The sequence below is a fragment of the Demequina subtropica genome (assembly GCF_000971235.1).
GTDB lineage: Bacteria > Actinomycetota > Actinomycetes > Actinomycetales > Demequinaceae > Demequina > Demequina subtropica.
The window spans coordinates 16,433-42,352 of sequence record NZ_BBMB01000008.1; the positions used below are offsets into that span (position 1 = coordinate 16,433).

The following is a 25,920-nucleotide window of genomic DNA, read 5'->3' on the forward strand; positions in this document are numbered from 1 at the left end:
GTCGATAGGGTACGAGCGTGCGCGGGGGGATCAGGGTGCTGCTCGGCGTCGCGAGTCTCGTGGCGGCGATCGCCGCCGTGGGCTGGCCACTCTACGTCACCCCCGCCAGCGACGAGCCGCGGGCGGTGGATGCGGTCTACGTCATCGGTCCGCCGACGGACTTCCGCATGGCGGTCGCCGAGCAGATGGTCGCGGACGGCTTGACCGGAACCGTGGTGGTGTCGCTCACCGACGATGACGGCAGGCAGGCATGGGAGCGGGCCTCCGAGCTGTGCGACGGTGCGGTCGAGATCGACTTCTCGCTCGAGTGCCGGATGCCCGACCCATTCACCACACGCGGCGAGGCGCGGTGGCTGCGCGAGCTCGTCGACCAGCACGGATGGGAGTCCGTCGCGGTCGTGACCTTCACCCCGCACCTCACGCGGACGCGCGTCATCATGGAGAGATGCTGGAGCGGCGACATCGTGTACGTGGACTCGCGCGAGCCCATCACGCTCGGGTACTGGGCCTATCAATACGCGTACCAGTCGGCGGCGTTCGTCAAGGTCGCGCTGGAGGACGGGTGCTGAGGGCTGTGGTGCTCGCCGTGGCAGCAGGGGTCGCCTCGCTTGCGGGCTGCAGCGCCCCGCCGGTCGCGCCCGATCAGCTCGCGCAGGAGATGTTCGACCTCGCCAACGACGAGCGTGTCGCGCAGGGGCTCGCCCCGGTCGACTGGAGCGACTGCCTCGAGACGAAGGCGGAGACGCGTGCCGAGCCGTTCGTGGAGGATGCGGACCTGGTCCACGACGTACTGGTGTCGAGCTGCCACGAGGGCGCGAAGGCCGGCGAGAACCTGTCACGCTCCGACCGCCCGGCCGCCGAGGTCGTCGAGGCATGGATGGGATCCGCTGGGCACCGTGCCAACATCCTCGATCCGGACTTCGTCATCGGTGCGGTCGCGTGCGTCGAGGCCGATTCCGGTCCCGACGGCGAGGACACCGGCGTGCGGGCGTGTTCGCTGCTCTACGAGGGCGAACCTACCGACCAGTGACTGCGCCGATGGTGCGCGGGCGTGCGTCGAACGTGGTGTGGGCGCCGCTTTCGTGCCCAGCCGAAATTCGCGAACAAGAAAATAGCGACATTTGGGGCGTCCGGTGCTAGCGTCAAGGGAGCAGCCGCGCGGTCAGGGGGGCCGTTGCGGGTGGAGGGGGTTGAGGGGCCATGTGGGGTCGTGCAATCGCTGCGACTGTAGTCGCAGGTGTCGTGACGCTTGCGCCGGCGGCGGCGTTCGCCAGCACTGAGGAGCCGCCGGATTATCCGAGCGTCGAGCCTCACATGCTGTGCGCCCCGCTCTTCACGCCGCCGGGCAACCCGTTCGTGGTGTTCATCTCCGGGCCGGAGGGCTCGAGTGCGACCATCACGGTCACGAACGAGGGGTCGGATGCGACCATTGCCGGCGAGGTGACCTCGGAGCCGCGGCTGATCGGCACCACGCCTGTCCGCTTCGACGTCACGACCGCGGCCGACGCCACATCCCCGACGGTCGCCACGGGTTACGTCGACGGCGAGTTCGTGGGCGAGTGCACCATCGGCCTGGTCGAGGTCTTCAGCACCTCGACGCCTACGCCCAGCCCGTCCGACAGCGAATCCTCGACGCCGGAGCCCTCGGCCTCCGAGACCACCACGAGCACGCCAGAGCCCACCGAGATCGTCCTGGTCGAGGGAGTGCCGCCCACCGGCACGACCCCCACGGGTGCGGTGCTCTCCACGACGGGCTTCGCCGGAGCGCCCATGGCCGCAGGGGCGGCGGTCCTCCTGGTGGCAGGCGTCGCCGTGGTGATGGTGGCAGCTCGCCGCACGGCGTCCGGACCGCGCGAGTAGGGCTCGCAGTCGAGGCGCTGCGCGCCTGCGACAGAGGATCACGATCATGCTGGCGGGGGGTCAGTGATGGCGGTAGCGGTTGTTGCACCAGAGCGTCTGTCGATGCGTCGTTGGGAGATCTCCCTCCAGCGGCGCATCGCCGTCACGGATGCCTTCGTCGTCGCGATGGTCATGGTGATCTCGCACGGGCTGCGCTTCGGGTGGGACCCGCTCAACGGCTGGATGGGGCCCGCAGGCCTCGCGCCGTGGTGGAGCACGGTCGCGATCTCCACGCTGTGGCTGCTTCAGCTCTCGTGGACGCGGTCCCGTGACGTGCGGATCCTCGGTCAGGGCCCGGAGGAGTATCAGCGCATCGGCGCTGCGGGGACGCGGACCTTCGCGCTCGTCGCGATCGTCGCCTTCTTCACGCAGTGGGGGATGAGCCGCGGCTACCTGCTGTTCTCCATCCCGCTCGGCACGCTCGTCCTCTTCGCATATCGCCGCGCCTGGCGCGCGTGGATCGGCGAGCAGCGGTGCATCGGAAACCTGCGCCAGCGTGTGATCATCGCGGGTCCGCATCGCGTGGTCGAGGACATGGTCCGTCGGCTCCGACACGTGAGCCGGGACCACTCCTACGACGTCGCGGGCGTCTGCCTCACGGGTGCGCGCGCCGCTGAGCCGCTCGCGCCTGACCTCGCGGATGTGCCCGTCCTGGGCGTGGTGGGCGATGCTGCGAAGCTTGCGGAGAGGGTGTGCGCGGAGTACATCGTCCTCGCGGGCTCCGAGGACATGTCGCTGACCGAGGCGCGGCGCCTCGAGTGGGAGCTCGAGGACACCGGTGTCGGCCTCATCGTGGCACCGACCGTGGCCGACGTCGCCATGCCTCGAGTGACGGTGAACCAGGTCGCCGGCCTTCCGCTCATGTACGTCGATCCGCCCCGCTTCGCGGGGCCCTCACGCGTGCTCAAGGACGTCGCGGACAAGGCGGGCGCGCTCGCGCTCCTGCTGGTGCTGGCCGTACCGATGCTCATCATCGCCATCGCGATCAAGCGGGGGTCGGAGGGCCCGGTGTTCTATCGCCAGGAGCGCGTGGGCGTCGGCCACCAGCCGTTCCCCATGATCAAGTTCCGCTCCATGTACACGGATGCCGACCGACGCCGCGCGGAGACGTTCGCGCAGGACGACGGCAACGGCGTGCTCTCCAAGCGACGCGACGATCCGCGCATCACCGACGTCGGACGCTTCCTGCGGCGCCATTCGCTCGACGAGCTGCCGCAGCTGTTCAACGTCCTGCGGGGCGAGATGTCGCTCGTGGGGCCACGGCCGCCGTTGCCGTCCGAGACCGAGCTGTGGGATCAGGACGTCGCCCGCCGCCAGATGGTCAAGCCGGGGCTCACGGGCCTGTGGCAGGTGAGCGGACGCTCGGACCTCACGTGGGAGGAGAGCGTCCGCCTGGACCTGCACTACACGCACAACTGGTCGCTCGGGCTCGACGCGGTGATCATGCTGCGCACGGTCTGGGCGGTGCTGGGAGGACGCGGCGCTTACTGACGCGGCGCGCTGGATCGAACGATGCGGGCTGAGGGCCCTGAGAGGGAGGGGAGCAGATGAGGATCGTGCACATCGCGCCGGGATTGAGCCGAAGGCTTGGAGGACCGAGCGCCCTGCTGAGGGGCCTCGTGCCCGCGCAGGTCGAACGGGGACATCGTGTGACCATCGTGGTCACCGACCAGGGTGCCGAGCTCGAGGGGGACCTCGAGGTGCCAGGTGCCGACGTGCACGTGGTGCCAGCTGTGGGTCCTGCGTTCCTCGGGTACGGCCGGGGGCTGCGCAAGGCGATCCGAGGTGCGGTCGCGGATGCTGACGTGGTGGAGGTCCACGGGGTCTACTCGCTCGCCTCCGTGTTCGGCATGAGCGAGTCGCGGCGTGCGCGGGTGCCCTATCTCGCGGCGCCGCATGGCGTGTGGACCGCTGACCACGCACCGCGCCGCCCGTGGCTCAACGCAGCATGGGACAGGCTGCTCCTCGCGCAGAACCTCCGCGATGCCCAGATGATCGTCTCCGATTCGTTGTACGACCGCGACTGCCTGCTCGAGCGAGGGTTCTCCCGCGTGGCGAACATGGTGCTGGGTGTCGACCCTGTGCTGCGGTCCATCGAGACGCCGTGGGAGGAGCGCTCCGGGGTGCTGTTCCTCAGCCGGGTGGCGCGCAAGAAGCGGCTCGACCTGGCGATCGAGGCCTATGCGCGCTCGGGACTCGCCGAGCAGGGCCACCCCTTCGTGGTGGCCGGACCTATCGAGGAGGGTCTTCCGTACGATCCGCGTGAGCTGTGCGCGGAGCACGGGGTGGCCGAGCACGTCGAGTTCTTGGGGACCGTCACGTCCGAGCAGAGGCGAGACCTGCTCTCCCGCATGCGGGTCTTCGTCCTCGCGAGCGACGACGAGAGCTTCGGGATGGCCGTGGCCGAGGCTGCGGCGGCGGGGATGGCCGTGGTCGCGAGCGACCGTGTCGCCGCGATTCGCGAGGCGGAGCAGTTCGGTGCGGGCCGGGGCTGGCCGCAGGACCCGGGTGCGCTCGCGACTGCGCTCGCCGAGGCTGCCGCGGATGATGCGGGCGCGCAGGCTGCCGTGCTCCGTGACTTCGCGCGCGCCTCGTGGACCTGGGAGCACGCTGTCGAGCAGTTCGACGCGATGGCGAGCGCGGCGCCCGTCACCGCCCGCTGACCGGACGGCGCATCACTCGGCCCGTGGGCGCCTCGGCACCATCGCGGGCACCTTGGTGCGCTCGCCGAGGGCGATGCGGCCGATCGCGGCGCGGCGCATCACCACGATGCAGGCCACCGACCCCACGAGCCCGGCGGCCGATGTCGCGACAACATCGAGCAGCACCGAGTCGACCCCCAGCACGTGAAGCACGCCGCGCGCGGCGGCCATGGTGAGGGGGTGCAGCAGGAAGATGCCGGACGAGTAGTTGCCGATCCAGGCGAGCGCGGAGGACTTCAAGCCGAGCCCGATGAAGGCCATGGGGAATGCGATTCCCAGCGAGATGCCGAGGATGTCCTGGCGCGGGTTGGGGGCGATCGACCATGCGCCGAAGTACACCAGCTGCGTGTGCAGGAGGAGCGCGATGGTCACGCCGGCGGCGCCGAGAGCGTGCGCCCTGCCCATGTCCCGCCAGCCGAAGCGGGTGGCCGCGAGGCCGGCGGTGAAGAATAGTCCGAGGTAGACGGCGCTCGCGAGCTGCAACGGGTCGACCACCAGTTGAAGGTCGACGCTCATGGCGACCGCGAGCAGCCCGGCGAACAGGATCGCGACGTTGCGGAATCGTGCGAGCAGGCCGAAGGAGTCGATCAGGGCGACGGCGGCATAGACCCAGAAGGTCGCGAGGAGGAACCAGTACGGCCCCCACGAGTAGACGAACCAGCGCCACTCGTCAGCCGGCGGCTGGTTGCCGAACCCGAGCGCGATGTGCGCGACTGCGACGATGGGCACGAAGATCACGTACGGCACCAGCAGCCGCTGAACCTTCTTGCCGATGAACGCCCCGTATGCGCGACGATCATCGAGGGGCCGCCAGGCGTACACGACGCCGGCGAGGAACGCGAAGAGTGGCATGCGTAGCGGCACGAGCGACTCCGCGTACCACTCGACGGCGCCGCCCACGGCTCCTTGCGCGGCGGCGGTGCTCTGTGCGGTGTGCATCGTCACGAGCAGGATGCAGGCGATCCCTCGCAGGGAATCGACGGTCTTGTCTCTTAGCGCCACAACGTACCCCCCGGGGGTTACCGTAACGAGAATGCGCTGATATGTCACCCATCGGGGACGAATCGGGCGCCCCGTCGCCTCGCGGCGGCGCCCGCTCAGACCTGCGCGAGGGCCGCGGACGCGAAGCTGCCCAGGGCCGCGCGATGCACGCTCCACGGAAGCTCGGCGGCGCGCGCACGTGCGGCCTCGCTCGACGCGACACGCAAGTCCGGGTCGTCGATGAGCGCCTGGAGTCGAGCGGCGATAGCGTCGGCGGAGCGGATCGGCACGATCCATCCGGGCGCAGCGTCGTCGCCGACGGTGCCCACCAGCTCGGGGCCTCCGGTGTGATCCGTCGCGATGAACGGCGTGCCTTGCGATATCGCCTCCGCGAGCACCAACCCGAAGCCCTCGAAGAGCGACGGCAGCACCAGCACGTCGTGCGCTCGCATCTGCTCGAGGATCGCCGAGTTGGGCATCGACTCGGTCCACGCCGCGCTCCCGAGCGCGGTCCGCAACGCCTCGTTGCCGCGGTCGGCGGGGCGGCCGATCACGGTCAACGTGGCGGCCGGCCCGACGATCCTCATCGCCTCGAAGAGGTAGGACAAGCCCTTGCGCTGCGACAGCCCGCCCACATAGAGGACCTTCAGCGGGCCGCGACGCGGCCCGCGCTCGCCGGTCCATGGCGCGGGGACGCCGTAGGGGATGACCTCGACGGTCAGGTCGGCGGAGTAGGGCGACGCCTCGAGGGTCCTGCGAGTGAAGCTGCTGGCGACCACGACCCGCGACGCGAGCTCGATCTCGCGGTCCTTGCGCGCGAGCTTCTCGGGCGGGTCGACCAGCCCCTGCATCGTCGATGCCCACGCGGGAGCCAGCTCGGCCTCCTCGCCGAGGATGCGGCGCGACTCCCGCCAGTACCCGATAGGGAGGTCGTAGATGCGCGCCAGGCCCCGCTCGCGTGCCGCGGCGAAGGAGGTCGCAGCGCCGTCCTCGTACATGTAGACGCCGGATACCTCCGACGTGGCCCGCAGGCGGCGCGCGACGGCGGCATCGATGGCCTCGAACCGGCGTTGGATCGACCAGCGGCCCCCGTGCGCGTCGTAGCGCACCAGGTGTTGGCGCTCGAGCAGCAGTCGGACCACCTCGGGGGCCGCGTGGGTAGCGATCCGTGCGCTCAGCCGCGGGTCGAAAGCGCGCCGCTCGAGCTCGGGGCGCAGGCGGGCGGGCGCGCGCGGTGCGAGCCTCGTGGTGTCGATCCCCGTATGGAACTCGCCGAGCAGATCCTGTTCGAGAAGAGCGAGCGCCGCCTCGCGCACATTGGTGTTCGCGTTGGGGTGACCAAGGATCAGCATGCTCGTACGCCCTCCCGTGCTCGCGTGCCTGCTGGCTGGATCCACTCTAGGTGTGCCGCGCCTCCTGCGGCAGGGGTGGGTGAGAACGGTCCCGGGCCCGGTCCCGGGTTCGGGCCCGGAGCAGGGAGCTCGGCTCCGGTTCGTGGTCGGGCAGCGTGGTGAGCAGAAGTGCCGCGGCGCACAGCGCGATGCTCGCCTGTGCGGAGGGTTGCGCGGTCACCGAGCCGAAGGTGAGCGCGGGTGCCACGACCGCGAGGATGAGGGTGCGCTCCGGAGGGTCGTGGTGGGAGTGGGTGAAGATGCGGATCGCTGCCCAGATCCCCGCGGCTGTCGCGGCGATCGCCAGTGCGTACCCGAGCACGCCGAGCTCCGCTGTGTAGCGCGTGTGCTCGAATTCGACCCACGGGGTGCCGAGCTGCTGCGACCCGAAGGTCGAGTTGGCGCCGGGGCCCGAACCGAGGAGCCCGAACTGGTCGGTGGCGAACCCGAAGATCGTGCGAGTGATGCGGCCTGCGGTGTCCTCCTGGGCGGATGCCTGGTCGACCCTGGTCTGGAACGCCTCGAGCACCGTCGCGAGGGCGTGGTTCGCCGCGATCAGGCCGCCGACGCCCAGGCCCAGGATCACGAGGAGGTTGAGGAAGGCCCGGGTGCTCAGGTGTCGGAGCTGGTAGATCACGAAGGCGACCGCGACGATCACACCGCACAGCACGATTCCGCGTGAGCCGCTGATCACGGTCATGAGGGCAGTGGCCACGACGCTGAGCGCATGCAGCGTGCGGTGGTGCGTCCCGCGGGCGACCGCGGCGAGCGAGAGCGCGAGCGTGAGCGGGAGGAAGGCCAGCATCCCCACGGGTGAGGAGAACGTTCCCAGCGCCCGTACCGCCTCGCCTCCGTTGAGCCAGTTGTTCTCCCCGCCGCCGGTCACCCGGTTGACGAACGCGTCGCCGGGCGACAGGACCTGGGCGATAGCGATCGGAAGGTTCACGAGCGCCAGGATCGCAAGCGTGGTGGAGATCGCGTCGAGCGCGCGACGTGGCGCGTAGCTCGCGACGAATGCGGTCAGCAGCGCGGCGATCACGTAGGACCGGATACCGAATGCGAGCGCTGTCGGGGACATCGTGCCGCCGATGATCGTGACGCACCCGTGGGTGAACAGCACAAGGGTGGCCGCCCAGAGCACCGCCCACCAGTGGTGGCGCCGGCGCGGAAGCCCTTGCAGGTAGTACAGCGCCGCGGCTCCGGCGAGGAGCATGTCCCGCGCGATGTAGAACAGGGAGTCGAGGGCCGGAACCCACTTGCGCACGGCGCCCTCGAGCACGAACAGGACCGTGTAGGCGACCAGGACGCGGGTCGCGGAGGTCTGCGTCCGCGACCACGAGCTGCTCAGCGTCGGGGCGTGCACCGTGGCGACACCGCTCATGCAGCCCCCCTTGTCATGCTGGCGCCGCGCGGGCTCGCGTCGCGCCGGATCCCCACGTCTCGCATCGTAATGCGTCGGCGCCGCCGGCGGGGTCCCCCCATAACTAGGTATTCCCAGGTCTGCGCCCGTGCGGGATGATCGCTTCTATGCGCGCTTGGGGAGCTTGCGCATATGCTGAGGCGTGAACGGGAGGGGGCCCGTATGGAACTTCGCGACTACCTGGTCGTGCTGCGGAGGCGGTGGATCGCCATCGCGCTGTGCACGGTCCTTGTGGGCGGCCTGGCCTTCGTGTGGGTGTCGATGCAGCCGCGGGTGTACAGCGCGTCGAGCACGGTGATCGTGACGCCGACGGTCTCGTGGGCGGCCGGCAACGGGTCGGTAGCAGAGGACTACGCGAAGACGCGGATCGGCTCGTACGCCGTGGTCGCGAAGTCTGACCAGGTGGCGCTCTACGCATCCGAGCAGGAGGGCCTGAGCGGCGATCCCTACGCGCTGGGCGCGCGGGTCAGCGTCACCAACCCTGGCGACACGGCGCTGCTGAGGTTCACGGCGACGGGTGCGACGCCGGAGAGCGCGCGCAGGCTCGCGGAGGTCTGGGTCGAGGGCACCACGCTCGCGATCAACGAGATCGAGTCGACCGCGCAGGACGGGGACGCGGCGGTGACCGTCACGACGCTCGAGGCGCCTCGCCTGCCGATGTTCGCGAGCTCGCCCAAGCCGAAGCAGTCGGTCGCTGTCGGACTCGTGCTCGGGCTGGTGCTGGGGATCGCCTACGCGTTCGTGCGGGCCTCGCTCGACCGCCGCGTACGGACTCGCGAGGACGTCGAGAAGGCGGTGGGCGCGCCGGTCGTGGGCATCCTGCCGTGGGACGGCACCGTTGCCAAGCGCGGCCCGGACTCGGAGCATGCGACCTTCCCGATGACCGAGGCCGTGCGTCAGCTGAGGACCAACCTCCAGTTCATGGATGTGGACCACCCGCCGCGCGTCATCGTGGTGACATCGCCGCTGCCCGGAGACGGCAAGTCGACCACGTCGGTCCTCCTGGCTCAGGCGATCGCGGAGTCCGGCCGCGATGTGGTGCTCATCGACGCGGACCTGCGCCGGCCCTCCATGGCGAGGGCGCTCGGGCTGGTGGACACCGCCGGGCTGACCTCGGTCCTGGCAGGGCAGGCGACCGCCGAGCAGGTGCTGCAGGAGGCCGGCCCGACCGGGCGCATGAAGGTCATGACGTCCGGTCCGATCCCGCCCAATCCGTCCGAGCTCGTCGGCTCCGAGGCGATGCGCACGATGCTCTACTCGTTCCCGGACGACGCGATCGTCCTCGTCGACAGCCCGCCGCTGCTCCCGGTGACGGACGCGTCCGTGCTTGCCGCGCGGACGGACGGCGCGCTGGTGGTCCTTCGCGCGGGCTCGACCACGGTGGACACGCTCACGGAGGCGCTCGCGATCCTCGAGCGTGTGCGCGGCCGCGCCCTCGGCGTGGTGCTCAACCGCGCGGCGTCGACGTCGCGCCGTCTCGCGTACACGTACACGAGCACATACACGAGCGCACGGCCCGAGCCGGCGGCTTCCCCGGCGACGACCGTCGAGCCTTCCGCGGTCGATGAAGGCGAGCAGCCGTCCCCGGACTCGGACAGTCCGAGCGCGGACCCGGCTCTCGAGGCGGTCGAGCTGGGGCCCGAGGACAGCGAGCATTGGCTGGAGGAGCGGGCCGAGCGGGAGCGCGCCGCGCAGGAGGAGCTGCGAGCGCGGCTCGGACTGTGAGCGCACGCATGGGGGGAGCGCCGCTGCGTGTGCTGGTGCTTGGAAACCACCCGGGGAGCGGCTGGAGCATGGTCCGGTACTCGCATCTGCTTCAGTCCGGTTACACGGAGGCCGGCGAGGCCGTCAGGATGATCCAGCCGAGCACCACGATCAGCTCCCGGGTGCGCTCGGGTGCGCTGCGCAAGCTGCTCGCGTACGTCGAGAACCTGGTGGTCTTCCCGCTGGTGGCGATCGGCGCGGCGCGGGACGCGGACCTCATCCACGTGGCGGACCATTCGAATGCGCTCTGGCTTCTGGGTCCGCTCGGTCGGCGGCCCGCCGTGGTCACGTGCCATGACCTGGTCGCGGTCCGCGCGGCGGCGGGGGAGATCCCCGGCGTCGCGATCCGGGCGACGGGGAGGCTCTACCAACGTGCCGTGGCTGCGGGCCTGCGACGCGCGACCGTGATCGCGTGCGTGTCCGAGGCGACCGCGGCGGATGTCCGGCGCATCGTCCGCCCGGACGGGGTGCGCGTCCTGGTCAACCCGGTCGCGCCCGACCTGCTCCCGAACCCGGACGGGCTCGAGCCCGAGCGCCGCCCCGCTGCGCTGGTGGTCAGCACCGTGGGGTATCGCAAGCGCCGCGAGCATGCGGTGAGGATCTGGCAGCGGATGCGAGGCGAGGGCGGTCTCGACAGGCTCGCCCTTCGCATCGTGGGCCCAGGTCTCACCGGCGAGGAGGCCGCGCTGCTTGCGCCGGATGAGGCCGGCGAGGTCGAGGTGCTGTCCGACATCGACGATGCGACGCTGGCGTGCGAGTACGCCTCCGCCGCGATGGTGATCCAGGCCTCGCTGTACGAGGGCTTCGGGTGGCCCATCCTGGAAGGCAACGTGCACGGCACGCCTGCCCTGTGCGCGGACATCCCGGTGTTCCGCGAGGTCGCGGGAGCCGCAGGGACGTTCGTCGGAGAGGACCTTGATGCTGTCGACTGGCCGGCGATCGTGGCGTCTGTGACGGCGGACGATGCGATGGCGCGTGCCGCAGCGAACGTGCAGCGCTTCTCATGGGAGGACTTCACCGAGGGCCTGCGGGGACTCGCCGAGTCCGTCGTGTCCGTGCACGACGCGGAGCCGGACCTGATCTGAGCTGTGGCGTCAGGCCTGCCCGATCCAGGCCGCGACCTCGTCGACGGCGCGCGCGATGAGGCGGTACGAGTCGTGGTACTCCGTCTGGCCGTAGCCGTAGGGGTCGGGGACGTCGTCGAGCTCGAGCCCTGCGAGCACATGCCGGTGCGCGGCGACGGCCCGCGGGATGTCCGCGATCCTCTCCGCAGGCGTGGCGCCCACGAGGGTCTGGCCGGTCCCGGCGGACGCGGCGAGCTCAGCGAGGGTGAACGTGCGCTTGAGTGCGGACGGCGCGGTGCTGACGGCGTGACGGCGATGCTCGGTCGTCATCGTGATGATGATGTCCGCATCGCGCATGAGGCCCTCCGTGAGGAGCTGCGCGCGGTGCGAGGACCCGTCGATGCCACCGGCTGCGAGCTCGGCGAGCATCGGCTCGGGAACGCCGTGTCCCACCAGGGCGTGGGTTCCGGCGCTCGCCACGGTCGCGATGTCGCCGAGCGCGCGCTGAAGCAGCAGCTCCGCGGCGGGCGAGCGGCAGATGTTGCCCGTGCAGACGGTCAGGATCAGCGGCACGGCTCTCCCGAGTTCGGTGGCGAGTGGTCGAATGCCGAGGATACCTGAGGCGACGTCCGCGCATGGTGCTGGACCCGTGTTCACCCGATGTCGCATTGATCCTTTTGCTCCCGACTGATTCGTTCTAGTCTCGACCGTGAGGGCCCGTGGGGGGAGCGGCCCGACTGAGGGGGCAGCATGGACGTGTGCAGCATGGGCCGTCGCGTGACGTTCGTCGGCATCAACTACCCGCCGGAGCGCACGGGCATCGCGCCGTACACGGGCGCCATGGCACGACGGCTTGCCGAGCGTGCGGCGGTGATCCGCGTGGTGACCGCGCAGCCGCACTATCCGGAGTGGCGCATCCACGAGGGCTACGGCGGATGGCGCACGCGCGAGACGCTCGACGGCGTCACGGTCGACCGTGTTCGACACCTGGTGCCGCGGCGCCCCCAGGGTCTTCCGCGCCTCGTGTCGGAGGTCACCTTCGGGGTGCGCGCCGCGCTGTCGCGATGGGGCCGACCTCAGGCGGTGGTGCTCGTGTCGCCTGCCCTGTTCTCCTCCGCGATCGCCGCGGTGCGCGCACGCGTGCGCCATCGCGACGCGTCGGTGACCGTCTGGGTACAGGACCTCTACGGGCGCGGAATCGCGGAGGCGACCGGAGAGCAGGGGACGGTGGCGAAGGTCGTCCGGGCAGTCGAGGGGCGCCTGCTGCGCGATGCCGACCGTGTGGTGGTCATCCATGACCGGTTCCGCGCTGCGGTGGTCGCCGACTACGGCGTGGACCCCGATCGGGTGCAGGTGGTGCGCAACTGGACCCACCTGCCCGCGCACGCGCCTATCGACCGTGCGCACGCGCGGGCCGAGCGGGGCTGGGCGTCGGAGACTGTGGTGCTCCACGCCGGCAACATGGGCGTGAAGCAAGGGCTGGAGCATGTGGTGACGGCGGCGCGGCTCGCACAGGAGCGTGGAGTCCCCGTACGGTTCGTCCTGCTGGGCGACGGCGGCGAGAGGGCGAGGCTCGAGCGCGAGGCGGCGGGGTTGCGCAACATCGAGTTCATTCGACCGCTCGACGATGAGGCGTTCCGCGGAGCGCTCGCGGCCGCAGACGTCCTGCTGGTGCACGAGGCGCCAGGCGTCGTGGAGATGGCGGTGCCCTCGAAGCTGACCTCCTACTTCGACGCCGCGCGGCCGGTGGTCGCGGCCACGAGCCCGGTGGGGATCACGGCCGAGGAGGTCCGCGCGGCCCGAGCAGGTGTGGTGGTCGAGTCCGGCGACCCGGCCGCGTTGGTGGAGGCCATCGTCGAGCTGACGGCGCGCCCCGACCGCGGCGATGCGCTCGGGGCGAACGGGCGCGCGTACCGTGATGCGGTGCTGACCGAAGGCGCAGCCGTCGAGGCGTTCGCGTCGCTGCTGGGCATCGACGCGGAGCTCGACGCGGTCGAAGCGTAGCGAGGGTGCGATGAGCAAGGACAGGCCGAGGCGGCGTCGCTGGCCCTGGATCGTCACGGGCGTCCTCGTGGTCGCATTGCTGACGTTCGGAGGGTTCCTGGCCCGCGACGGGTGGCGCCTGCTCCAGGCGTCCGACGGCCTGAGCGCCCACGGCGCCGCCGCGCGCGCCGCCTTGGGTGCTCGCGACATCGAAGCCCTGCGCACGGAGACGGCGGCGCTGACGGCGGACGCTCACACGTTCCGCGACGCGACGTCGGGCCCGCACTGGTGGATCGCGGCCCACCTGCCGTGGGTAGGCGACCAGGCGGTCCCGCTCATGGTGACGGGCCAGGTGGTGGGCGAGCTCGCCGACGATGCGCTCGGCCCGCTCGCGGAGCTGGACGACCTGGAGGCGCTTGGCGGCCCCGCCTTCGAGGAGGGCCGGGTCGACCCCTTCGTCCTCGAGCCCTATCGCGAGACCTTGGCCGCCGCCGCATCGTCCCTCGCCGCGCAGGGCGCGGCGCTCGCGGACGTCGACGTCTCTCGCACGGTCGATGTGCTCCGCGACCAGTTCGCGGACCTCGAGGACCAGGTGGGGACGCTCTCGGATCTGGTCGCGGGTGCTCACACCGCGGCGGAGCTGCTGCCCACGATGCTCGGGGGGGCGGGCGAGCGGCACTACGTGGTGGTGGTGCAGAACAACGCCGAGCCGCGTGCGACGGGCGGGATCCCTGGCGCGTTCATCGAGCTCACGGTGGACGACGGGAGGATCGCGCTCGGAAGCTTCGTCGCCGCGCGTGACCTCGTCGAGAAGACGGGTGCCGTCGACCTCACCGAGGACGAGCTGCGCGTCTTCACGGACAGGCTGGGGATCTACCCGCAGGACGCGAACTTCACCCCCGAGTTCCCGCGCACGGCGCAGATCGTGTCCCAGATGTGGACGGCGAAGACGGGCGACGTGCTGGACGGCGTGCTGTCGATCGATCCGGTGGCGCTCGGGTGGATCCTCGAGGGCGCGCCGGCCGTCACTGTCGACGGCGTCGAGATCGGTGCGGAGACGATCGCCCCGGTGGTCCTCAACGAGGCGTACTCGCGGTTCGAGAGCCCGACCCGCCAGGACGCGTTCTTCGTCTCGGCGTCCGCAGCCCTGTTCGATCAGGCGGCCTCGGGCGGTGCGGTCAGCCTCGCGGGGGTCGAGCGTGCGATCGACGCGCGTCGCTTCCTGGTGTGGTCTGCCGACGAGGCGGAGCAGGCGCTGCTCGAGACCGAGCCGATCTCGGGCGCCTTCCTCGACGAAGGCGCGGTCGGCGTGTTCCTCAACGACGGCTCGGGTTCGAAGATGGGGTACTACGTCGACACCGAGGTCGCGATCACCGACCTGGTGTGCGCGTCGGGCGACGTGGTGGCGCAGGCCGTGGGCGTCACCGTCACGAACACCTTCGACGGCGACGTCGCCTCCCTGCCCGCCTACGTGAGCGGAGGTGGCGTCTACGTCCCGGCCGGGCAGTTCCAGGCGAACCTGCTGGTCTACCCGGCGACGGGGATGCGCACCACGGCGGTCTCGCGTGGGGGCGTGGCCGAGCCCGTCGCGCAGGATCAACAGGACGGCAGGGCGCTCACCATCGCCCGCGTGGTGCTCGACCCTGGCGAGTCCATCACGCTGACGTATCAGCTGGGGGCCTCGGAGGGCGCCGTCGCTCCCCCCGCGATGGTGGCGACACCGGGGGCGCGCGAGGCGGTGCCCACCCGCATGGAGGTCCACACGGGCTCCTGTTGATGCCGTTTTGGCATGATTCCGCCGCAATTGACATGACATCTAGTCATTTGTCCTGATGTTGGCTAGGTTGCCAGCATGAAAGCTTTCGTCATAGGCACGGGTCGATCGGGCACCCACTGGACGGGTTTCATCCTGGGGGAGCACCCGGAGGTCACCACCACCATCGAGGAGCCCAAGATCATGCGGCTCGCGACGTTGGCGGCGCAGTACCGCAAGCGGCGCCCCGTGTACCTGCCGGCGCTGCGCGCGCGGTACATGATGGCCAGCGCCGCGGTGAAGACCCGGGTGCATGCAGACAAGAGCCACCCCGTCATCTGGTACGCGGACAAGGTGGCGCGCTGGTTTCCGGACTCGAAGTTCATCGGGATCAACCGCAGCCCGTTCGGCGTGGTCGCGTCGATGGTGGTGCACGAGGGCGTGCTGGAGTGGCAGGACAACTGGGAGCACTTCGGCGTCCCGAACGAGTTCCTCGGGATCACCGAGGACAACGTCGAGGCCTACCGCACCATGAGCCCTGCGGGGCGCGCTGCCACACGCTGGCTGTCGCACCGTCAGCGCATGGACGAGCTCGAAGGGCTTCTGGGCGACCGGCTCCTGGTGCTCGACTACGAGGACATGATCGACCGCTACGAGGAGAATGTGGCGCGTATCTGGGAGTTCCTCGAGCTCGACCACGTCGATGCCGACGCACAGGCGCCCAAGGCGTCGTCGCGTGACAACTGGCGAGAGGTGCTGAGCGCCGAGCAGATCGCGGAGGTGTCCGCGATCACAGGCGTTCCGGTGCCGGCGCTGTAGGCGGCGTGCCCGGCGCCTCCCCCGCATCGTCGAGCGCCACCGCCGGCTCGGTGCCCGGGCGCGTGCCGTCGGGCACGAGCTCGGTGCGCGCGAGGTGGCGCTTGAGGCGCAGGAACGGCTTCTCGATCACGTAGTAGCTGAATGCGGCGGTCGCCACGGCGGCGAGGGGGCCGACATATGCGGGCGCGGAGCCCAGCAGCGTGCTGCCGCCCAGGAAGAGCTGCTGCCACAGGTAGATGGAGTAGGACATCGCGCCGATCAGCACGAGCGGGCGCCGTGCGAGCAGCCGCGCCAACCTCGACGTCGGGACGGTCACCAGGAACGCGATGAGGATCGCGACGCAGGCCTGGTCCAGGGTCCATCCCGCGGTGTAGGCGTACGGCATCCCGTACCGCTCCTCGACGAGCGGCGCGATCCCGAAGAGCAGGACCAGCGCCGGGACGATGAGCCGCGCCGACCAGGTCTGGATCGCCTCGCGGTGGCTCGCCATGAGGAGCGCGAGCAGCGCACCCACCAGCAGTGCGTCGTAACGGGTGTGGAACATCACGGCGATGTAGCCGCGCTCATCCGGCTGAGCGAGGTAGACCGCGATCCGCACAGCGGGTGCGGCGACGATGAGCGCGACGAGCCAGCGCGTGCGGTGCCGGGCTCGCCATACGAGCAGCACCAGCGCGAGCGGCCATAGAACGTAGAACTGCTCCTCGACCGAGAGGCTCCACGTGTGGCCCAGGTACCACGTGTCGGCGACGCCGTGGGCGTAGTTCCATACGAACAGCGCTGCTACGGCGAACTCGTCGCCGCCGATCGGCTCGATCCGTCCCGTGAGCGACAGTGCCGCGGTGACCGCGAGGAAGGCGAGGAATGCGGGGAGGATCCGCAGCGCACGCCGCGCGTAGAAGGCGCTGTAGTCGAGGCGCCCACGCGCGCGGAGCTCGTTGGTGAGCAGCGTGGTGATGAGGTACCCGCTCAGCACGAAGAAGATGTCGACGCCACGCCCTCCCTGGCCCAGCACCGCGAGCGGTGCGGGGAGCTGGTCGGCGAAGCCGTGGCCGATCACCACAAGCGCGACGGCCACGGCACGCAGCCCGTCGAGCGGCTGCAGCCGGCCCTGGCGGCGCGGCGCGGGTTCCTCTGACTCACCCATCTCGGTGCCCCCAGTGCTCGCGGTGCCGTTCAGGCGCGCAGGTCAGCCGCGTGCGTGCGGTACCAGGCGTAGGTGCGACGGAGTCCCTCGTCGAGGGGGATCCGCGAGGTCCAGCCGAGCTCCGTGAGCATGGAGACGTCGAGCAGCTTCTGCGGGGTGCCGTCGGGCTTGGAGGTATCCCACTCGGTCGCACCCCCGTATCCCGTCACCTTCGCGATGGCCTCCGCGATCTCGCGGATGGTGACGTCCGTGCCGGTGCCCACGTTGACCTGCGACGGGCCGTCGTAGTGCTCGAGCAGGTGCAGGCAGGCATCGGCCATGTCGTCGGAGTGCAGGAACTCGCGGCGCGGCGTGCCCGTGCCCCAGTTGGTGACGGACGATGCGCCGCCCCGGGCGGCCTCGTCGTACCGGCGGATGAGCGCGGGGAGCACGTGCGACCCTTGCGGCGAGAAGTTGTCGTTCGGGCCGTAGAGATTGGTGGGCATCGCGGAGATCCAGGCCTTGCCGTACTGTCGCCGCGCCGCCTGGACGTGAAGGATCCCGGCGATCTTGGCGATCGCGTAGGCATCGTTGGTCGGCTCGAGATGGCCCGTGAGCAGGCTGTCCTCCTGGATCGGCTGCGGGGCGAGCCTCGGGTAGATGCAGCTCGAGCCGAGGAACAGCAGGCGGTCCACGTCGTGGGCGAGCGCCGCATCGATGACGTTGGTCTGGATGCGGATGTTGTCGCTCAGGAAGTCGACCGGGTACGTGCTGTTCGCCATGATGCCGCCCACCTTCGCGGCGGCAAGCACCACGTAGCGCGGCCGTGTCCGCGCGAAGAACGCGAACGTCGCGTCGCGGTCCTTCAGGTCCAGCTCGGCCGAGGCGCGTCCCACCACGTCGGTGAAGCCTGCGGCCTCGAGGCGTCGCACGATGGCGCTGCCGACGAGGCCGCGGTGGCCGGCGACGTAGAAGGTCGCGGTCCGGTCGAGCGGCGCCGGGGTGTAGCCGACGCCGTCGCTCGAGACCTGAAGGGGCGCGGAGGTCAGGCTGCTCGCCACGAGCGGAGATCCACCACGTCGTGCCAAGGCTTCGCCTCGTAGCCGATCGCCTCGAGATCCGCGTCCACCATGAGGCGCGCGAGCCCACGGCCGTCCACGGTGGCCTTCCACCCGAGCTTCTCCTCCGCCTTGGAGGCGTCGCCGATGAGCGCGTCGACCTCCGTGGGCCGCAGGTAGCGCTCGTCGAACCTCACGTGGTCGTGCCAGTCCAGGCCCGCGTGCGCGAAGGACTCCTCGAGGAAATCGCGCACCGTGATGCCGCTGCCGGTCGCGAGCACGTAGTCGTCGGGCTCCTCGGCCTGCAGCATGCGCCACATGCCCTCGACGTACTCGGCGGCGTAGCCCCAGTCGCGGATCGCGTCGAGGTTGCCCAGCCACAGCTCGTTCTGGAGTCCCGCCTTGATGTGGGCAACGGCGCGCGTGATCTTGCGCGTCACGAAGGTCTCGCCGCGGCGGGGCGACTCGTGGTTGAACAGGATGCCGTTGACGGCGAACATGCCGTACGCCTCGCGGTAGTTCTTGGTGACCCAGTACGAATACACCTTCGCGGCGCCGTAGGGGCTGCGCGGGTAGAACGGCGTGGCCTCGCTCTGCGGCGGCGGCGAGGCCCCGAACATCTCAGAGGACGATGCCTGGTAGAAGCGGGTGTCGATGCCTGCCATCCGCACGGCCTCGAGGAGACGCACGGACCCTACGCCGGTGACGTCGCCCGTGTGCTCCGGCTCGTCGAAGCTCACGCGGACGTGCGACTGGGCGGCGAGGTTGTAGACCTCGTCGGGGTTGATGTGCGCGAGGAGCGACACGAGCCTGGCGCCGTCGGACAGGTCTCCGTAGTGGAGGAACAGCCGTGCCTCCGGATCGTGCGGGTCCTTGTAGAGGTGGTCGATGCGTCCCGTGTTGAACGTCGACGCCCTGCGGATCAGGCCGTGCACCTCGTAGCCCTTGCTCAGCAGCAGCTCCGCGAGGTAGGAGCCGTCCTGGCCCGTGATGCCTGTGATGAATGCCTTCTTGGTCATGGTTCCCCCCATCAACCAGGGGCGAGAAGGTGGCCCCTTCTGGGAACTATAGGGGGAATGTCCGAAAAGAGGAAAGGGTGATGTTTGCGCGGGTCTCCCGCGGTGCGGCTCACACGGGATGCGGAATCCCCGGTTCGGTCGACCGCTCCCCGGCGGGGGCCTCGAGCCACGTCGCGACAGTGTCCACCATCGTGCGGATCTGCTCGTAGCTCTCGCGGTACATGTCGCTCGGGCCGCCGTACGGATCAGGGATATCGGCGGCGTTGTCGGCGCTCGCAGGCCCCAGGTGCAGGGTGCCGAGCTCCGGCACCGCCGCCACCCTCTCGCTCACCGAGGTCCCCTCCGGGGTCGGCGCCTCGCGGGCGAGGGTCGCGAGCCGGGTGAGCATGAACGTCCGTGACGCCGCGTCCGGGGTCATGAGCGCGATGTACTGCCACTGGGCGTGCGCCATCGGGACGATGAGGTCGGCGGCGTCGATCATCGCGCGGGTGAGCCGACGTGCCCGATGCGGGCGGGGGTCGATGCCGTCCGCGCGGAGGTGCCGTCGCATCTGTCGGGGGATGCCCGCACCCTCGGGCGCGGCCGTGCCCGCGCTGCGCACGCGGACGTCGCCATCCAGCCGCTGGGTGAGCAGCATCGCCGCGACGGGGGAGCGGCACAGGTTGCCGCTGCACACCATGAGCACTGTCGCCATCAGGACCTCCGGCGCGGGGCGCGCCCGGGGAAGGCACACGTGGCCGCCGCGTTGCTGTCTGGTCCCATCTTCACAAATCGGACGCGATCGGGGAAGGGTGCATCGATGCAACGACCTGCGCGGGTAGCCTGTCCGGAGCCCGTCCGGGCGAAGCGATCAGCTGAGGAGCTCCCCGCATCATGTCGAGGCGACGTCACGCCATCCCCGCGCGCCGTGTCCGCGTCTGGCCGTGGGTGGTCGCGTCGCTGGCGATGCTCGTCCTGGTGACGGGGGCGGCCTTCGCATGGGACGCGTGGCAGCTGCTGGGTTCCAAGGACAGGCTCACGTCGAGCGCGGAGGACGCCAAGGCTGCGCTCACCTCGCGGGATGCCGATGCGCTCGAGGCGGCGGTGGTCACGCTCGAGGACGCCGCGGGCGACTTCGCCTCCGCGACCGACGGCCCGCACTGGTGGCTCGCGGCGCACCTGCCGTGGGTCCAGGACCAGGCGACGCCGCTCGTCAAGGCGGGCCGGGCCGTCGACGCGATGGCGACAGGCGCGCTCCAGCCGCTGGCGAGCATGGGCAGCCTCGACGCGCTCGAGGTCCCCGGCTTCGAGGACGGCCGCATCGATCCGTACGTGCTCGAGCCGTATCGCGAGGCTCTCGCCCAGGCTGCCGCCACCCTGGACGAGCAGGGCGAGGCGCTCGCCGCCGTCGACCTGTCCGCGACGCGCGATGAGATCGCGGAGCCGTTCGTCGAGCTGCGCGACCAGCTCGACACCGTCGCGTCCCTGGTGAGCGCCGGGCATGTGGCCGCGGAGGTGCTTCCCGGGATGCTGGGCGCCGAGGGCGAGCGCCACTACCTGGTGATGGTCCAGAACAACGCCGAGCCGCGCACCACGGGCGGCATCGCGGGCGCGATCATCGAGCTCACCGTGGACGACGGTCGCATGACGATGGGCGCCTACGCCGCGGCGAGCGACGTGAGCGATCGAGCGGGTGTGGGTGGCCTCACCGAGGACGAGGAGCGCATCTTCACCACGCGCATGGAGAAGTTCGCTCAGGACGTCAACTTCACCCCCGAGTTCCCGCGCTCGGCGGAGATGCTCACGCGGATGTGGGCGAACAAGCATGAGGGCGCGATCGACGGCGTCATCTCCGTCGATCCAGTAGCGCTCGGCTGGATCCTCGAGGGCGCGGAGCCCGTCGAGCTGGGCCCCTTCGCCATCACGGGAGCCAACCTCGCCGAGGTCATGCTCAAGGACTCCTACCTCGAGTACCCGGACCCCAAGGACCAGGACGCGTTCTTCGCCCGCGCGAGCGCGGAGCTGTTCGGCCGCATCGTCTCCGGGGACGGCGCCGCCGTCGACGGCGTCGAGCGCGCGATCGAAGCGCGCCGCTTCCTGGTGTGGTCCGCACACGAGGACGAGCAGGCCATGCTCGCCGCCACCAGCATCGCGGGCGCCTTCCTGGAGAAGGACGATGCGGTGGGCGTGTTCTTCAACGACGGCTCGATGGCGAAGATCGGCTACTACGTCGAGATGGATACGCACGTGTCCAATCGCGTCTGCACGGACGGGCGCCTGCTGTCGCAGTCCATCGACGTCACCTTCACCCACACGTTCGACGGGGACGTCGACGCGCTGCCCTGGTACGTCAGCGGTCCCGGCACGGCGGTCGAGCCGGGAGTCTTCGCGGGCAACGTGCTGGTGTACCCCGCGGTAGGCACCGTGGTCACCCGCCTCACCGAGGACGGCGAGGAGACGGGCGCTGCGCCCGAGCTCCACGACGGCAGAAGCGTCATCGAGAAGTGGGTCGAGCTGACCCCTGGACAAACCCTGACACTCTCATACGAAGTGACGCCGCAGACCTCGCAAACCGCCCCGAACGAGCTCCTCACGACGCCCGGTGGGCAATCTAAAGTTAACGAATCGAGTGTCGAATACCTGGTAGAAGGCTGTTAATCTTGCGGCGACGCAACTGTAGGTGCCGCTGAGGGCGCCAAATCTGGGAGGGCACTGCCATGAAGATCCGTACGTTTGCGACGCTTGCCGCCGGCACAGCGCTCGCGCTCGCTCCGTCCGCCGCTTCTGCCGAGGACTACGGCACGGTGAGCTCCATGGAGTGCAACCCGCTGACCGTCGAGGCCGGGGGCCGGGCCACCTGCACCCTCACCAGCGACGGCACGTCCGTGGTGTGGCAGGTCACCACCAGCGGTGACGACGTCACGCTCATCAGCGTCGCCGGCACCGTGTCGACCGCCGCGCAGGACATCGTCGGCGGCACCTCGGTGCTGACCTTCGACGCCCCTGAGGCTGCCGGCACCATCGGTGTCATCGCGATCGTCGACGGGGAGCCCGTCGACACCGCCACCATCACCGTGACCGCCGCGGACGACACCGAGGGCGTGGGCAGCGACGCGTCGGCCTCCGGCAGCGACGACGAGCTCTCGAGCACCGGCTTCGACAACGCAGGCCTGGTCGCCGGCGCTGGCGCGCTGCTCGTCGTCGGCGCGGGCGCGGTCGCCTTCGCGGCCCGTCGCCGCAGCAACGCGTAAGACTCTCGCTTCACAGGAACGCCCCCGCCGGATGGCGGGGGCGTTCTGCGTTCCCGGACAGCGCATCGTCCGGGGACGATGCGGCAGAGACGCCGCGGGCCCCGCACCTCGGAGGGTGCGAGACCCGCTCTTCACTACGGGGCGGTGGGTCCGCCGCTGGCGCTTGGTGCCGCCTGCACGGCGCGGCGTGCAGCACGTTCGAGTGTGCCTCCGAACGTTCGCCAGCCGTCGATCATGCGCCATGCACCCGTGAGTGCCACGCAGATCCCGATGCCCAAGGTCACATAGCTGATCACGGTGAGGCTCGTCGTCATATCTGATCTGTGCGTTGCCGCGAGCAAGGCCCCGGCGAGGAGTACGCCTCCCGCCAGGTTGATGAGCGGTGCCCAGATGAACGTGAGCAACGCACCGTCGGCAATGCGCTCGGCCCCGATCTTCTTTCGCACGATCCGCGTGCGCACCTTGCCGGTCTGCGTTGTCACCGGTCGCCTTCCGCTTGTCCCTCGATTGCGCTGACAAGGGGAACCTGGCCGCGCCCCCCAACGATCGGGCGTGCCGCGCCGCGCCTGTCTTCGTTCTGCGGAGGTGGACCGTCCGGGGACGATGCGCCAGAGACGCCGCGGGTCCCGCACCCCGGAGGGTGCGAGGCCCGCGTGTGGCGCGGTGGCGTCAGGCGTTCGCCTTCGCGCCGTCCTCGCTGTACTGGTAGCTGTACCCGTAGCGGCCGTAGCCGTACGCGTCCGGGCCCTTCGCCGGGAGCATGGTGAGGACCACGCCCGAGAGCGGGGCACCGACGGTCTCGAGGGCCTGGATGGCGCTCTCCACCTGCGGTCCGTGCGCGCGGCCAGCGGCCACAATGAGCACCGTGCCGCCCACCAGGCGCGCGAGCACCGCGGCATCGGTCACGGGCAGCAGCGGGGGAGCGTCGTAGAGGACCACGTCGAACTCGCTGTCGAGGCGCGCGATGAGCGACTCCATGAGCGAGCTGCCCAGCAGCTCGGAGGGGTTGGGCGGGATGGCGCCCGCGGGGAGCACGAACAGCTCGGAGCGGCCCCAGCGCTGCACGGCCGTCTCGAGGTCCACGCGGCCGATCAGCACGTCGGTGAGGCCCACGCCGCTCTCGATGCCGAGGTACTTGCCCGCCTTGGGGCGGCGCAGATCTGCGCCGACCAGCAGCACGCGCGCGCCGGCGTCGGCCAGCGTGATCGCGAGGTTCGCCGCGGTGGTGGACTTGCCCTCGGACTGGATGGACGAGGTGATGACGAAGGACCGCTCGGTGCGCCCCGCGTCCAGGAACTGGAGGTTGGTGCGCAGCGTGCGGAAGGACTCGGCGCGCGGGCTGGTGGCGTCCTGGTGGACGATCAGCGGGCGCTGCTTGGCCTTGGGGTCGAAGACGATGCCGCCCAGCACGGGGGCGTCGGTGATGCGCTCGATGTCGCGCTCGCCCCGGATCTTGGTGTCGAGCGCGGAGCGCAGCAGCGCGTAGCCCACGCCGAGCGCGAGGCCCAGCATGAGGCCCAGCGCGGCGTTGAGCTTGCTGTTGGGGGAGGTGGGGACCCTGGGGACCTCGGGCTCCTGCACCACGGACAGGCGCACGGGGGAGCCCTCGAGCGGGTCGGTGGTCTCGATCTCCTCGACGGTCTCGATGAGCTGCTCGGAGGTCGCGCCTGCGAGCACCGCGGCGAACACCGGGTCCGCGTTGGTGACGGTCACGTCGATCACCGTGGTGTTGAGCGGGGTCGAGGCGGAGAGGCTGCCGCGGAGCTCGCCCACGGACATGGGCAGCTCGAGCGCGTCGATGGTGGGCTGGAGCACGGCGGACGTGGTGACCAGGTCCGCGTACGTCTTCACGCGCTGCTGCGTGAAGGAGTTGCCCTGCGCCAGGTCCGCGACCGAGCTGGAGCCGCTGGTGGACACGAAGACCTTTGCGGAGGCCGTGTAGACGGGCGTCGCGAGCAGCGAGTACGCGATGCCCGCGCCGGTGCCCAGCACCGTGAGTGCGAGGATCGCGAGCCAATGCTTGCGAAGGATACGAAGATAGTCCTGAAGTTCCACAGCTCTCCCCAGGCGGTGCTCATTTGGCGCCGCCGCGAGCATTGTTCCATGCGGATTTAGCGGCGCTGTTGCATGCCTGCAAGCACATTTGGGACATACGTGTGACGCGCTTCACACATCGCGAAGTTTGCCGATAACCTGTGCCCGTGACGCTGGGGGCCACGACCTTTCCGCGCGCATCGGCTGAACGGATGCATGGCCGCACCGGATGGTCACGCAAGTACCTTTTGCGGCTTCTGATCTCCGATTTCTTCGTGGTCACCCTGGTCATGGCGATGGCCCAGCTGGCCCGGTTCGGCTGGAATCCGCTCGAGCGGGTCTCCGGTCACCTGTCCCCGCCCTACACCGTGGTGACCATCGCGATCGGTGCGCTGTGGATGGTCCAGCTGTCCGCGACGCGGTCGCGCTCCGCGAGGATCCTGGGCCACGGGCCGCAGGAGTTCCAGCGCGTGATCGCTGCCGGGTTCTGGACCTTCGGGATCGTCGCGACGGCCGCGTTCCTCTTCAAGCTCGACATCAGCCGCGGCTACCTCTTCTTCGCCATCCCCCTGGGGACGCTGGTGCTGCTGGCATACCGCTACGCGTGGCGGCTCTGGATCCATGCGCAGCGCGATGCGGGTCAGCTGCAGGCCCAGGTGCTGGTGGTGGGTCCGCTGCGGACCTCCGAGCAGATGGTGCGCCGTCTCAACGGGGCCCCCCGCGCCGGCTATCACGTGGTGGGTGTATGCACCCCGCCGGGCACGGTGCCGTCGGAGGTCCTCGAGGTCGAGGGCGTCCCCGTGCTGGGGCCTTTGGACGATGCGGTGGCGCAGGCGGGCGCGATCGGCGCCGAGTACATCCTGCTGTCCGGCAACGACGCGATGTCGCTGCGCGAGGCGCGCTCGCTCGGGTGGTCGCTCGAGGGCTCGGGTATCGGGCTGATTGTTGCGCCCTCCATGGTGGATGTCGCGGGGCCGCGCGTACAGATGTCGCCCGTCGAGGGACTGCCGCTGCTGCACGTCGAGGAGCCGCACTTCTCCGGTCCCAAGCTGGCGCTCAAGACTGTCGCGGATCGTGTGGGCGCGTTCCTCGCGGTGGCGGTGCTCGCTGTGCCGATGGCGGCGATCGCGCTGGCGATCAAGCTCACCAGCCCGGGGCCCGTGCTGTTCAAGCAGGCGCGCGTGGGACGTGATCATCAGCTGTTCGAGATGCTCAAGTTCCGCTCGATGTACACGGACGCGGAGTCCCGCCTGGCCGAGCTCCAGCTCGACAGCGACGGCAACGGCGTCCTGTTCAAGATGCACGACGACCCACGCGTGACGCGCGTGGGCAAGGTGCTGCGCCGCTACTCGCTCGACGAGCTCCCGCAGCTGTTCAACGTGCTGCGCGGCGAGATGTCCGTGGTGGGCCCGCGCCCGCCGCTCCTGAGCGAGACCGCGGCCTGGGACGAGCGTGTGGCGCGCCGCCAGCTCGTGCGTCCGGGTCTCACCGGTCTGTGGCAGGTGAGCGGCCGCTCGGACCTCACATGGGAGCAGTCGGTGCGTCTGGACCTCTATTACACGGAGAACTGGAGCCTCGGCATGGACGCATTGATCGTCGCGAAAACCGCGTGGGCCGTGGTGGCCGGGCGCGGTGCCTACTGAGGCCCATTTGGGGATTTCAAGTCAGATGAGTGGCGAC

At 70.2% G+C, this 25,920-nt stretch carries 23 protein-coding genes; 13 read left to right on the forward strand and 10 right to left on the reverse strand.

The annotated features are described in order from the left end of the window. Positions 1–17: 17 nt before the first annotated feature. From AOM06_RS14945 to AOM06_RS08040, 5 genes are all read left to right on the forward strand, one after another. Complete coding sequence (locus tag AOM06_RS14945; protein WP_169747739.1) at positions 18–569, forward strand: YdcF family protein; 552 nt, start codon at positions 18–20, stop codon at positions 567–569. A gap of 17 nt (positions 570–586) precedes the next feature. Then, entirely contained in the window at positions 587–1,030 is a 444-nt protein-coding gene (locus AOM06_RS14950) for a CAP domain-containing protein (protein WP_169747740.1), read from the forward strand. A gap of 212 nt (positions 1,031–1,242) precedes the next feature. Beyond that, positions 1,243–1,860 carry a hypothetical protein gene (locus AOM06_RS08030; protein ID WP_156163633.1) on the forward strand — a complete coding sequence of 206 codons (618 nt, stop codon included), beginning with the start codon at positions 1,243–1,245 and terminating at the stop codon, positions 1,858–1,860. A 102-nt stretch (positions 1,861–1,962) separates the two neighbouring features. Further along, positions 1,963–3,390 carry a sugar transferase gene (locus AOM06_RS08035; protein ID WP_062304407.1) on the forward strand — a complete coding sequence of 476 codons (1,428 nt, stop codon included), beginning with the start codon at positions 1,963–1,965 and terminating at the stop codon, positions 3,388–3,390. Positions 3,391–3,446: 56 nt separating this feature from the next. Further along, positions 3,447–4,562, forward strand: a complete 1,116-nt coding sequence (locus tag AOM06_RS08040; protein WP_082105407.1) for a glycosyltransferase — start codon at positions 3,447–3,449, stop codon at positions 4,560–4,562. A 12-nt stretch (positions 4,563–4,574) separates the two neighbouring features. Here AOM06_RS08040 and AOM06_RS08045 read toward each other — a convergent pair whose 3' ends face one another. The 3 genes from AOM06_RS08045 to AOM06_RS08055 are packed head-to-tail and all read right to left on the reverse strand — an operon-like array spanning position 4,575 to position 8,354. Then, on the reverse strand, positions 4,575–5,759 hold the full coding sequence (locus AOM06_RS08045; protein WP_228372895.1) for an acyltransferase family protein: 1,185 nt from the start codon (positions 5,757–5,759) through the stop codon (positions 4,575–4,577). Further along, positions 5,699–6,934, reverse strand: a complete 1,236-nt coding sequence (locus AOM06_RS08050) for a glycosyltransferase family 4 protein (RefSeq protein ID WP_062304415.1) — start codon at positions 6,932–6,934, stop codon at positions 5,699–5,701. Before AOM06_RS08050 ends, AOM06_RS08045 begins: the two co-directional genes overlap by 61 nt. A gap of 46 nt (positions 6,935–6,980) precedes the next feature. Next, entirely contained in the window at positions 6,981–8,354 is a 1,374-nt protein-coding gene (locus AOM06_RS08055; protein ID WP_062304418.1) for a hypothetical protein, read from the reverse strand. A 201-nt stretch (positions 8,355–8,555) separates the two neighbouring features. Here AOM06_RS08055 and AOM06_RS08060 point away from each other — a divergent pair, with 201 nt between their 5' ends. Beyond that, positions 8,556–10,118, forward strand: a complete 1,563-nt coding sequence (locus AOM06_RS08060; protein ID WP_062304420.1) for a tyrosine-protein kinase domain-containing protein — start codon at positions 8,556–8,558, stop codon at positions 10,116–10,118. Further along, positions 10,115–11,242: a glycosyltransferase gene (locus AOM06_RS08065; protein ID WP_156163635.1), complete on the forward strand. Its 1,128-nt coding sequence runs from the start codon at positions 10,115–10,117 to the stop codon at positions 11,240–11,242. The genes AOM06_RS08060 and AOM06_RS08065 overlap by 4 nt, the downstream gene beginning before the upstream one ends. A 9-nt stretch (positions 11,243–11,251) precedes the next feature. Here the strand turns inward: AOM06_RS08065 and AOM06_RS08070 are convergent, their stop codons facing one another. Continuing rightward, entirely contained in the window at positions 11,252–11,794 is a 543-nt protein-coding gene (locus AOM06_RS08070) for an arsenate reductase/protein-tyrosine-phosphatase family protein (RefSeq protein ID WP_062304423.1), read from the reverse strand. A gap of 177 nt (positions 11,795–11,971) precedes the next feature. Here AOM06_RS08070 and AOM06_RS08075 point away from each other — a divergent pair, with 177 nt between their 5' ends. The 3 genes from AOM06_RS08075 to AOM06_RS08085 all read left to right on the forward strand — a co-directional run bounded on the left by AOM06_RS08075 (position 11,972) and on the right by AOM06_RS08085 (position 15,776). Further along, positions 11,972–13,225 carry a glycosyltransferase gene (locus tag AOM06_RS08075; RefSeq protein WP_228372896.1) on the forward strand — a complete coding sequence of 418 codons (1,254 nt, stop codon included), beginning with the start codon at positions 11,972–11,974 and terminating at the stop codon, positions 13,223–13,225. 10 nt (positions 13,226–13,235) lie between these two features. Then, a complete protein-coding gene (locus tag AOM06_RS08080; RefSeq protein ID WP_062304426.1) occupies positions 13,236–14,981 on the forward strand; it encodes a DUF4012 domain-containing protein in 1,746 nt (581 codons plus the stop codon). A 75-nt stretch (positions 14,982–15,056) separates the two neighbouring features. Further along, positions 15,057–15,776, forward strand: a complete 720-nt coding sequence (locus AOM06_RS08085) for a sulfotransferase family protein (protein WP_062304429.1) — start codon at positions 15,057–15,059, stop codon at positions 15,774–15,776. Here the strand turns inward: AOM06_RS08085 and AOM06_RS08090 are convergent. The 4 genes from AOM06_RS08090 to AOM06_RS08105 form a co-directional block, all read right to left on the reverse strand. Further along, positions 15,748–16,920 (reverse strand): acyltransferase family protein, encoded by a 1,173-nt coding sequence (locus AOM06_RS08090; protein ID WP_062304432.1) that lies wholly within the window; start codon positions 16,918–16,920, stop codon positions 15,748–15,750. The two genes, AOM06_RS08085 and AOM06_RS08090, sit on opposite strands and share 29 nt — an antisense overlap. A 29-nt stretch (positions 16,921–16,949) precedes the next feature. Next, on the reverse strand, positions 16,950–17,960 hold the full coding sequence (locus AOM06_RS08095) for a GDP-L-fucose synthase family protein (protein WP_439644730.1): 1,011 nt from the start codon (positions 17,958–17,960) through the stop codon (positions 16,950–16,952). Beyond that, complete coding sequence (gene gmd / locus AOM06_RS08100; RefSeq protein WP_062304434.1) at positions 17,945–18,976, reverse strand: GDP-mannose 4,6-dehydratase; 1,032 nt, start codon at positions 18,974–18,976, stop codon at positions 17,945–17,947. Before gmd ends, AOM06_RS08095 begins: the two co-directional genes overlap by 16 nt. A gap of 109 nt (positions 18,977–19,085) precedes the next feature. After that, positions 19,086–19,670, reverse strand: a complete 585-nt coding sequence (locus AOM06_RS08105) for an arsenate reductase/protein-tyrosine-phosphatase family protein (RefSeq protein ID WP_062304437.1) — start codon at positions 19,668–19,670, stop codon at positions 19,086–19,088. 179 nt (positions 19,671–19,849) lie between these two features. Here AOM06_RS08105 and AOM06_RS08110 point away from each other — a divergent pair, with 179 nt between their 5' ends. Next, complete coding sequence (locus AOM06_RS08110) at positions 19,850–21,613, forward strand: DUF4012 domain-containing protein (RefSeq protein WP_062304439.1); 1,764 nt, start codon at positions 19,850–19,852, stop codon at positions 21,611–21,613. Between the two features lie 59 nt (positions 21,614–21,672). Further along, a complete protein-coding gene (locus AOM06_RS08115) occupies positions 21,673–22,206 on the forward strand; it encodes a hypothetical protein (RefSeq protein ID WP_062304442.1) in 534 nt (177 codons plus the stop codon). A 134-nt stretch (positions 22,207–22,340) separates the two neighbouring features. Here the strand turns inward: AOM06_RS08115 and AOM06_RS08120 are convergent, their stop codons facing one another. Continuing rightward, positions 22,341–22,688, reverse strand: coding sequence for a hypothetical protein (locus AOM06_RS08120; RefSeq protein WP_062304445.1), 348 nt, complete (start codon positions 22,686–22,688; stop codon positions 22,341–22,343). A 187-nt stretch (positions 22,689–22,875) separates the two neighbouring features. After that, complete coding sequence (locus tag AOM06_RS08125) at positions 22,876–24,261, reverse strand: tyrosine-protein kinase domain-containing protein (RefSeq protein WP_062304448.1); 1,386 nt, start codon at positions 24,259–24,261, stop codon at positions 22,876–22,878. Positions 24,262–24,515: 254 nt separating this feature from the next. On the opposite strand from AOM06_RS08125, the gene AOM06_RS08130 reads away from it, so the two are divergent. Further along, positions 24,516–25,883: a sugar transferase gene (locus tag AOM06_RS08130; protein WP_169747742.1), complete on the forward strand. Its 1,368-nt coding sequence runs from the start codon at positions 24,516–24,518 to the stop codon at positions 25,881–25,883. Positions 25,884–25,920 lie beyond the last annotated feature (37 nt).

Excerpts from the sequence above, each read along its gene's own strand:
- AOM06_RS08055 (WP_062304418.1), bottom strand. The coding sequence starts at position 8,354 with ATGAGCGGTGTCGCCACGGTGCACGCCCCGACGCTGAGCAGCTCGTGG.
- AOM06_RS08080 (WP_062304426.1), top strand. The coding sequence starts at position 13,236 with ATGAGCAAGGACAGGCCGAGGCGGCGTCGCTGGCCCTGGATCGTCACG.
- AOM06_RS08090 (WP_062304432.1), bottom strand. The coding sequence starts at position 16,920 with ATGGGTGAGTCAGAGGAACCCGCGCCGCGCCGCCAGGGCCGGCTGCAG.
- gmd (WP_062304434.1), bottom strand. The coding sequence starts at position 18,976 with ATGACCAAGAAGGCATTCATCACAGGCATCACGGGCCAGGACGGCTCC.
- AOM06_RS08040 (WP_082105407.1), top strand. The coding sequence starts at position 3,447 with ATGAGGATCGTGCACATCGCGCCGGGATTGAGCCGAAGGCTTGGAGGA.
- AOM06_RS08085 (WP_062304429.1), top strand. The coding sequence starts at position 15,057 with ATGAAAGCTTTCGTCATAGGCACGGGTCGATCGGGCACCCACTGGACG.
- AOM06_RS08050 (WP_062304415.1), bottom strand. The coding sequence starts at position 6,934 with ATGCTGATCCTTGGTCACCCCAACGCGAACACCAATGTGCGCGAGGCG.
- AOM06_RS08075 (WP_228372896.1), top strand. The coding sequence starts at position 11,972 with ATGGACGTGTGCAGCATGGGCCGTCGCGTGACGTTCGTCGGCATCAAC.
- AOM06_RS08060 (WP_062304420.1), top strand. The coding sequence starts at position 8,556 with ATGGAACTTCGCGACTACCTGGTCGTGCTGCGGAGGCGGTGGATCGCC.
- AOM06_RS08105 (WP_062304437.1), bottom strand. The coding sequence starts at position 19,670 with ATGGCGACAGTGCTCATGGTGTGCAGCGGCAACCTGTGCCGCTCCCCC.
- AOM06_RS08110 (WP_062304439.1), top strand. The coding sequence starts at position 19,850 with ATGTCGAGGCGACGTCACGCCATCCCCGCGCGCCGTGTCCGCGTCTGG.
- AOM06_RS08035 (WP_062304407.1), top strand. The coding sequence starts at position 1,963 with ATGCGTCGTTGGGAGATCTCCCTCCAGCGGCGCATCGCCGTCACGGAT.
- AOM06_RS08115 (WP_062304442.1), top strand. The coding sequence starts at position 21,673 with ATGAAGATCCGTACGTTTGCGACGCTTGCCGCCGGCACAGCGCTCGCG.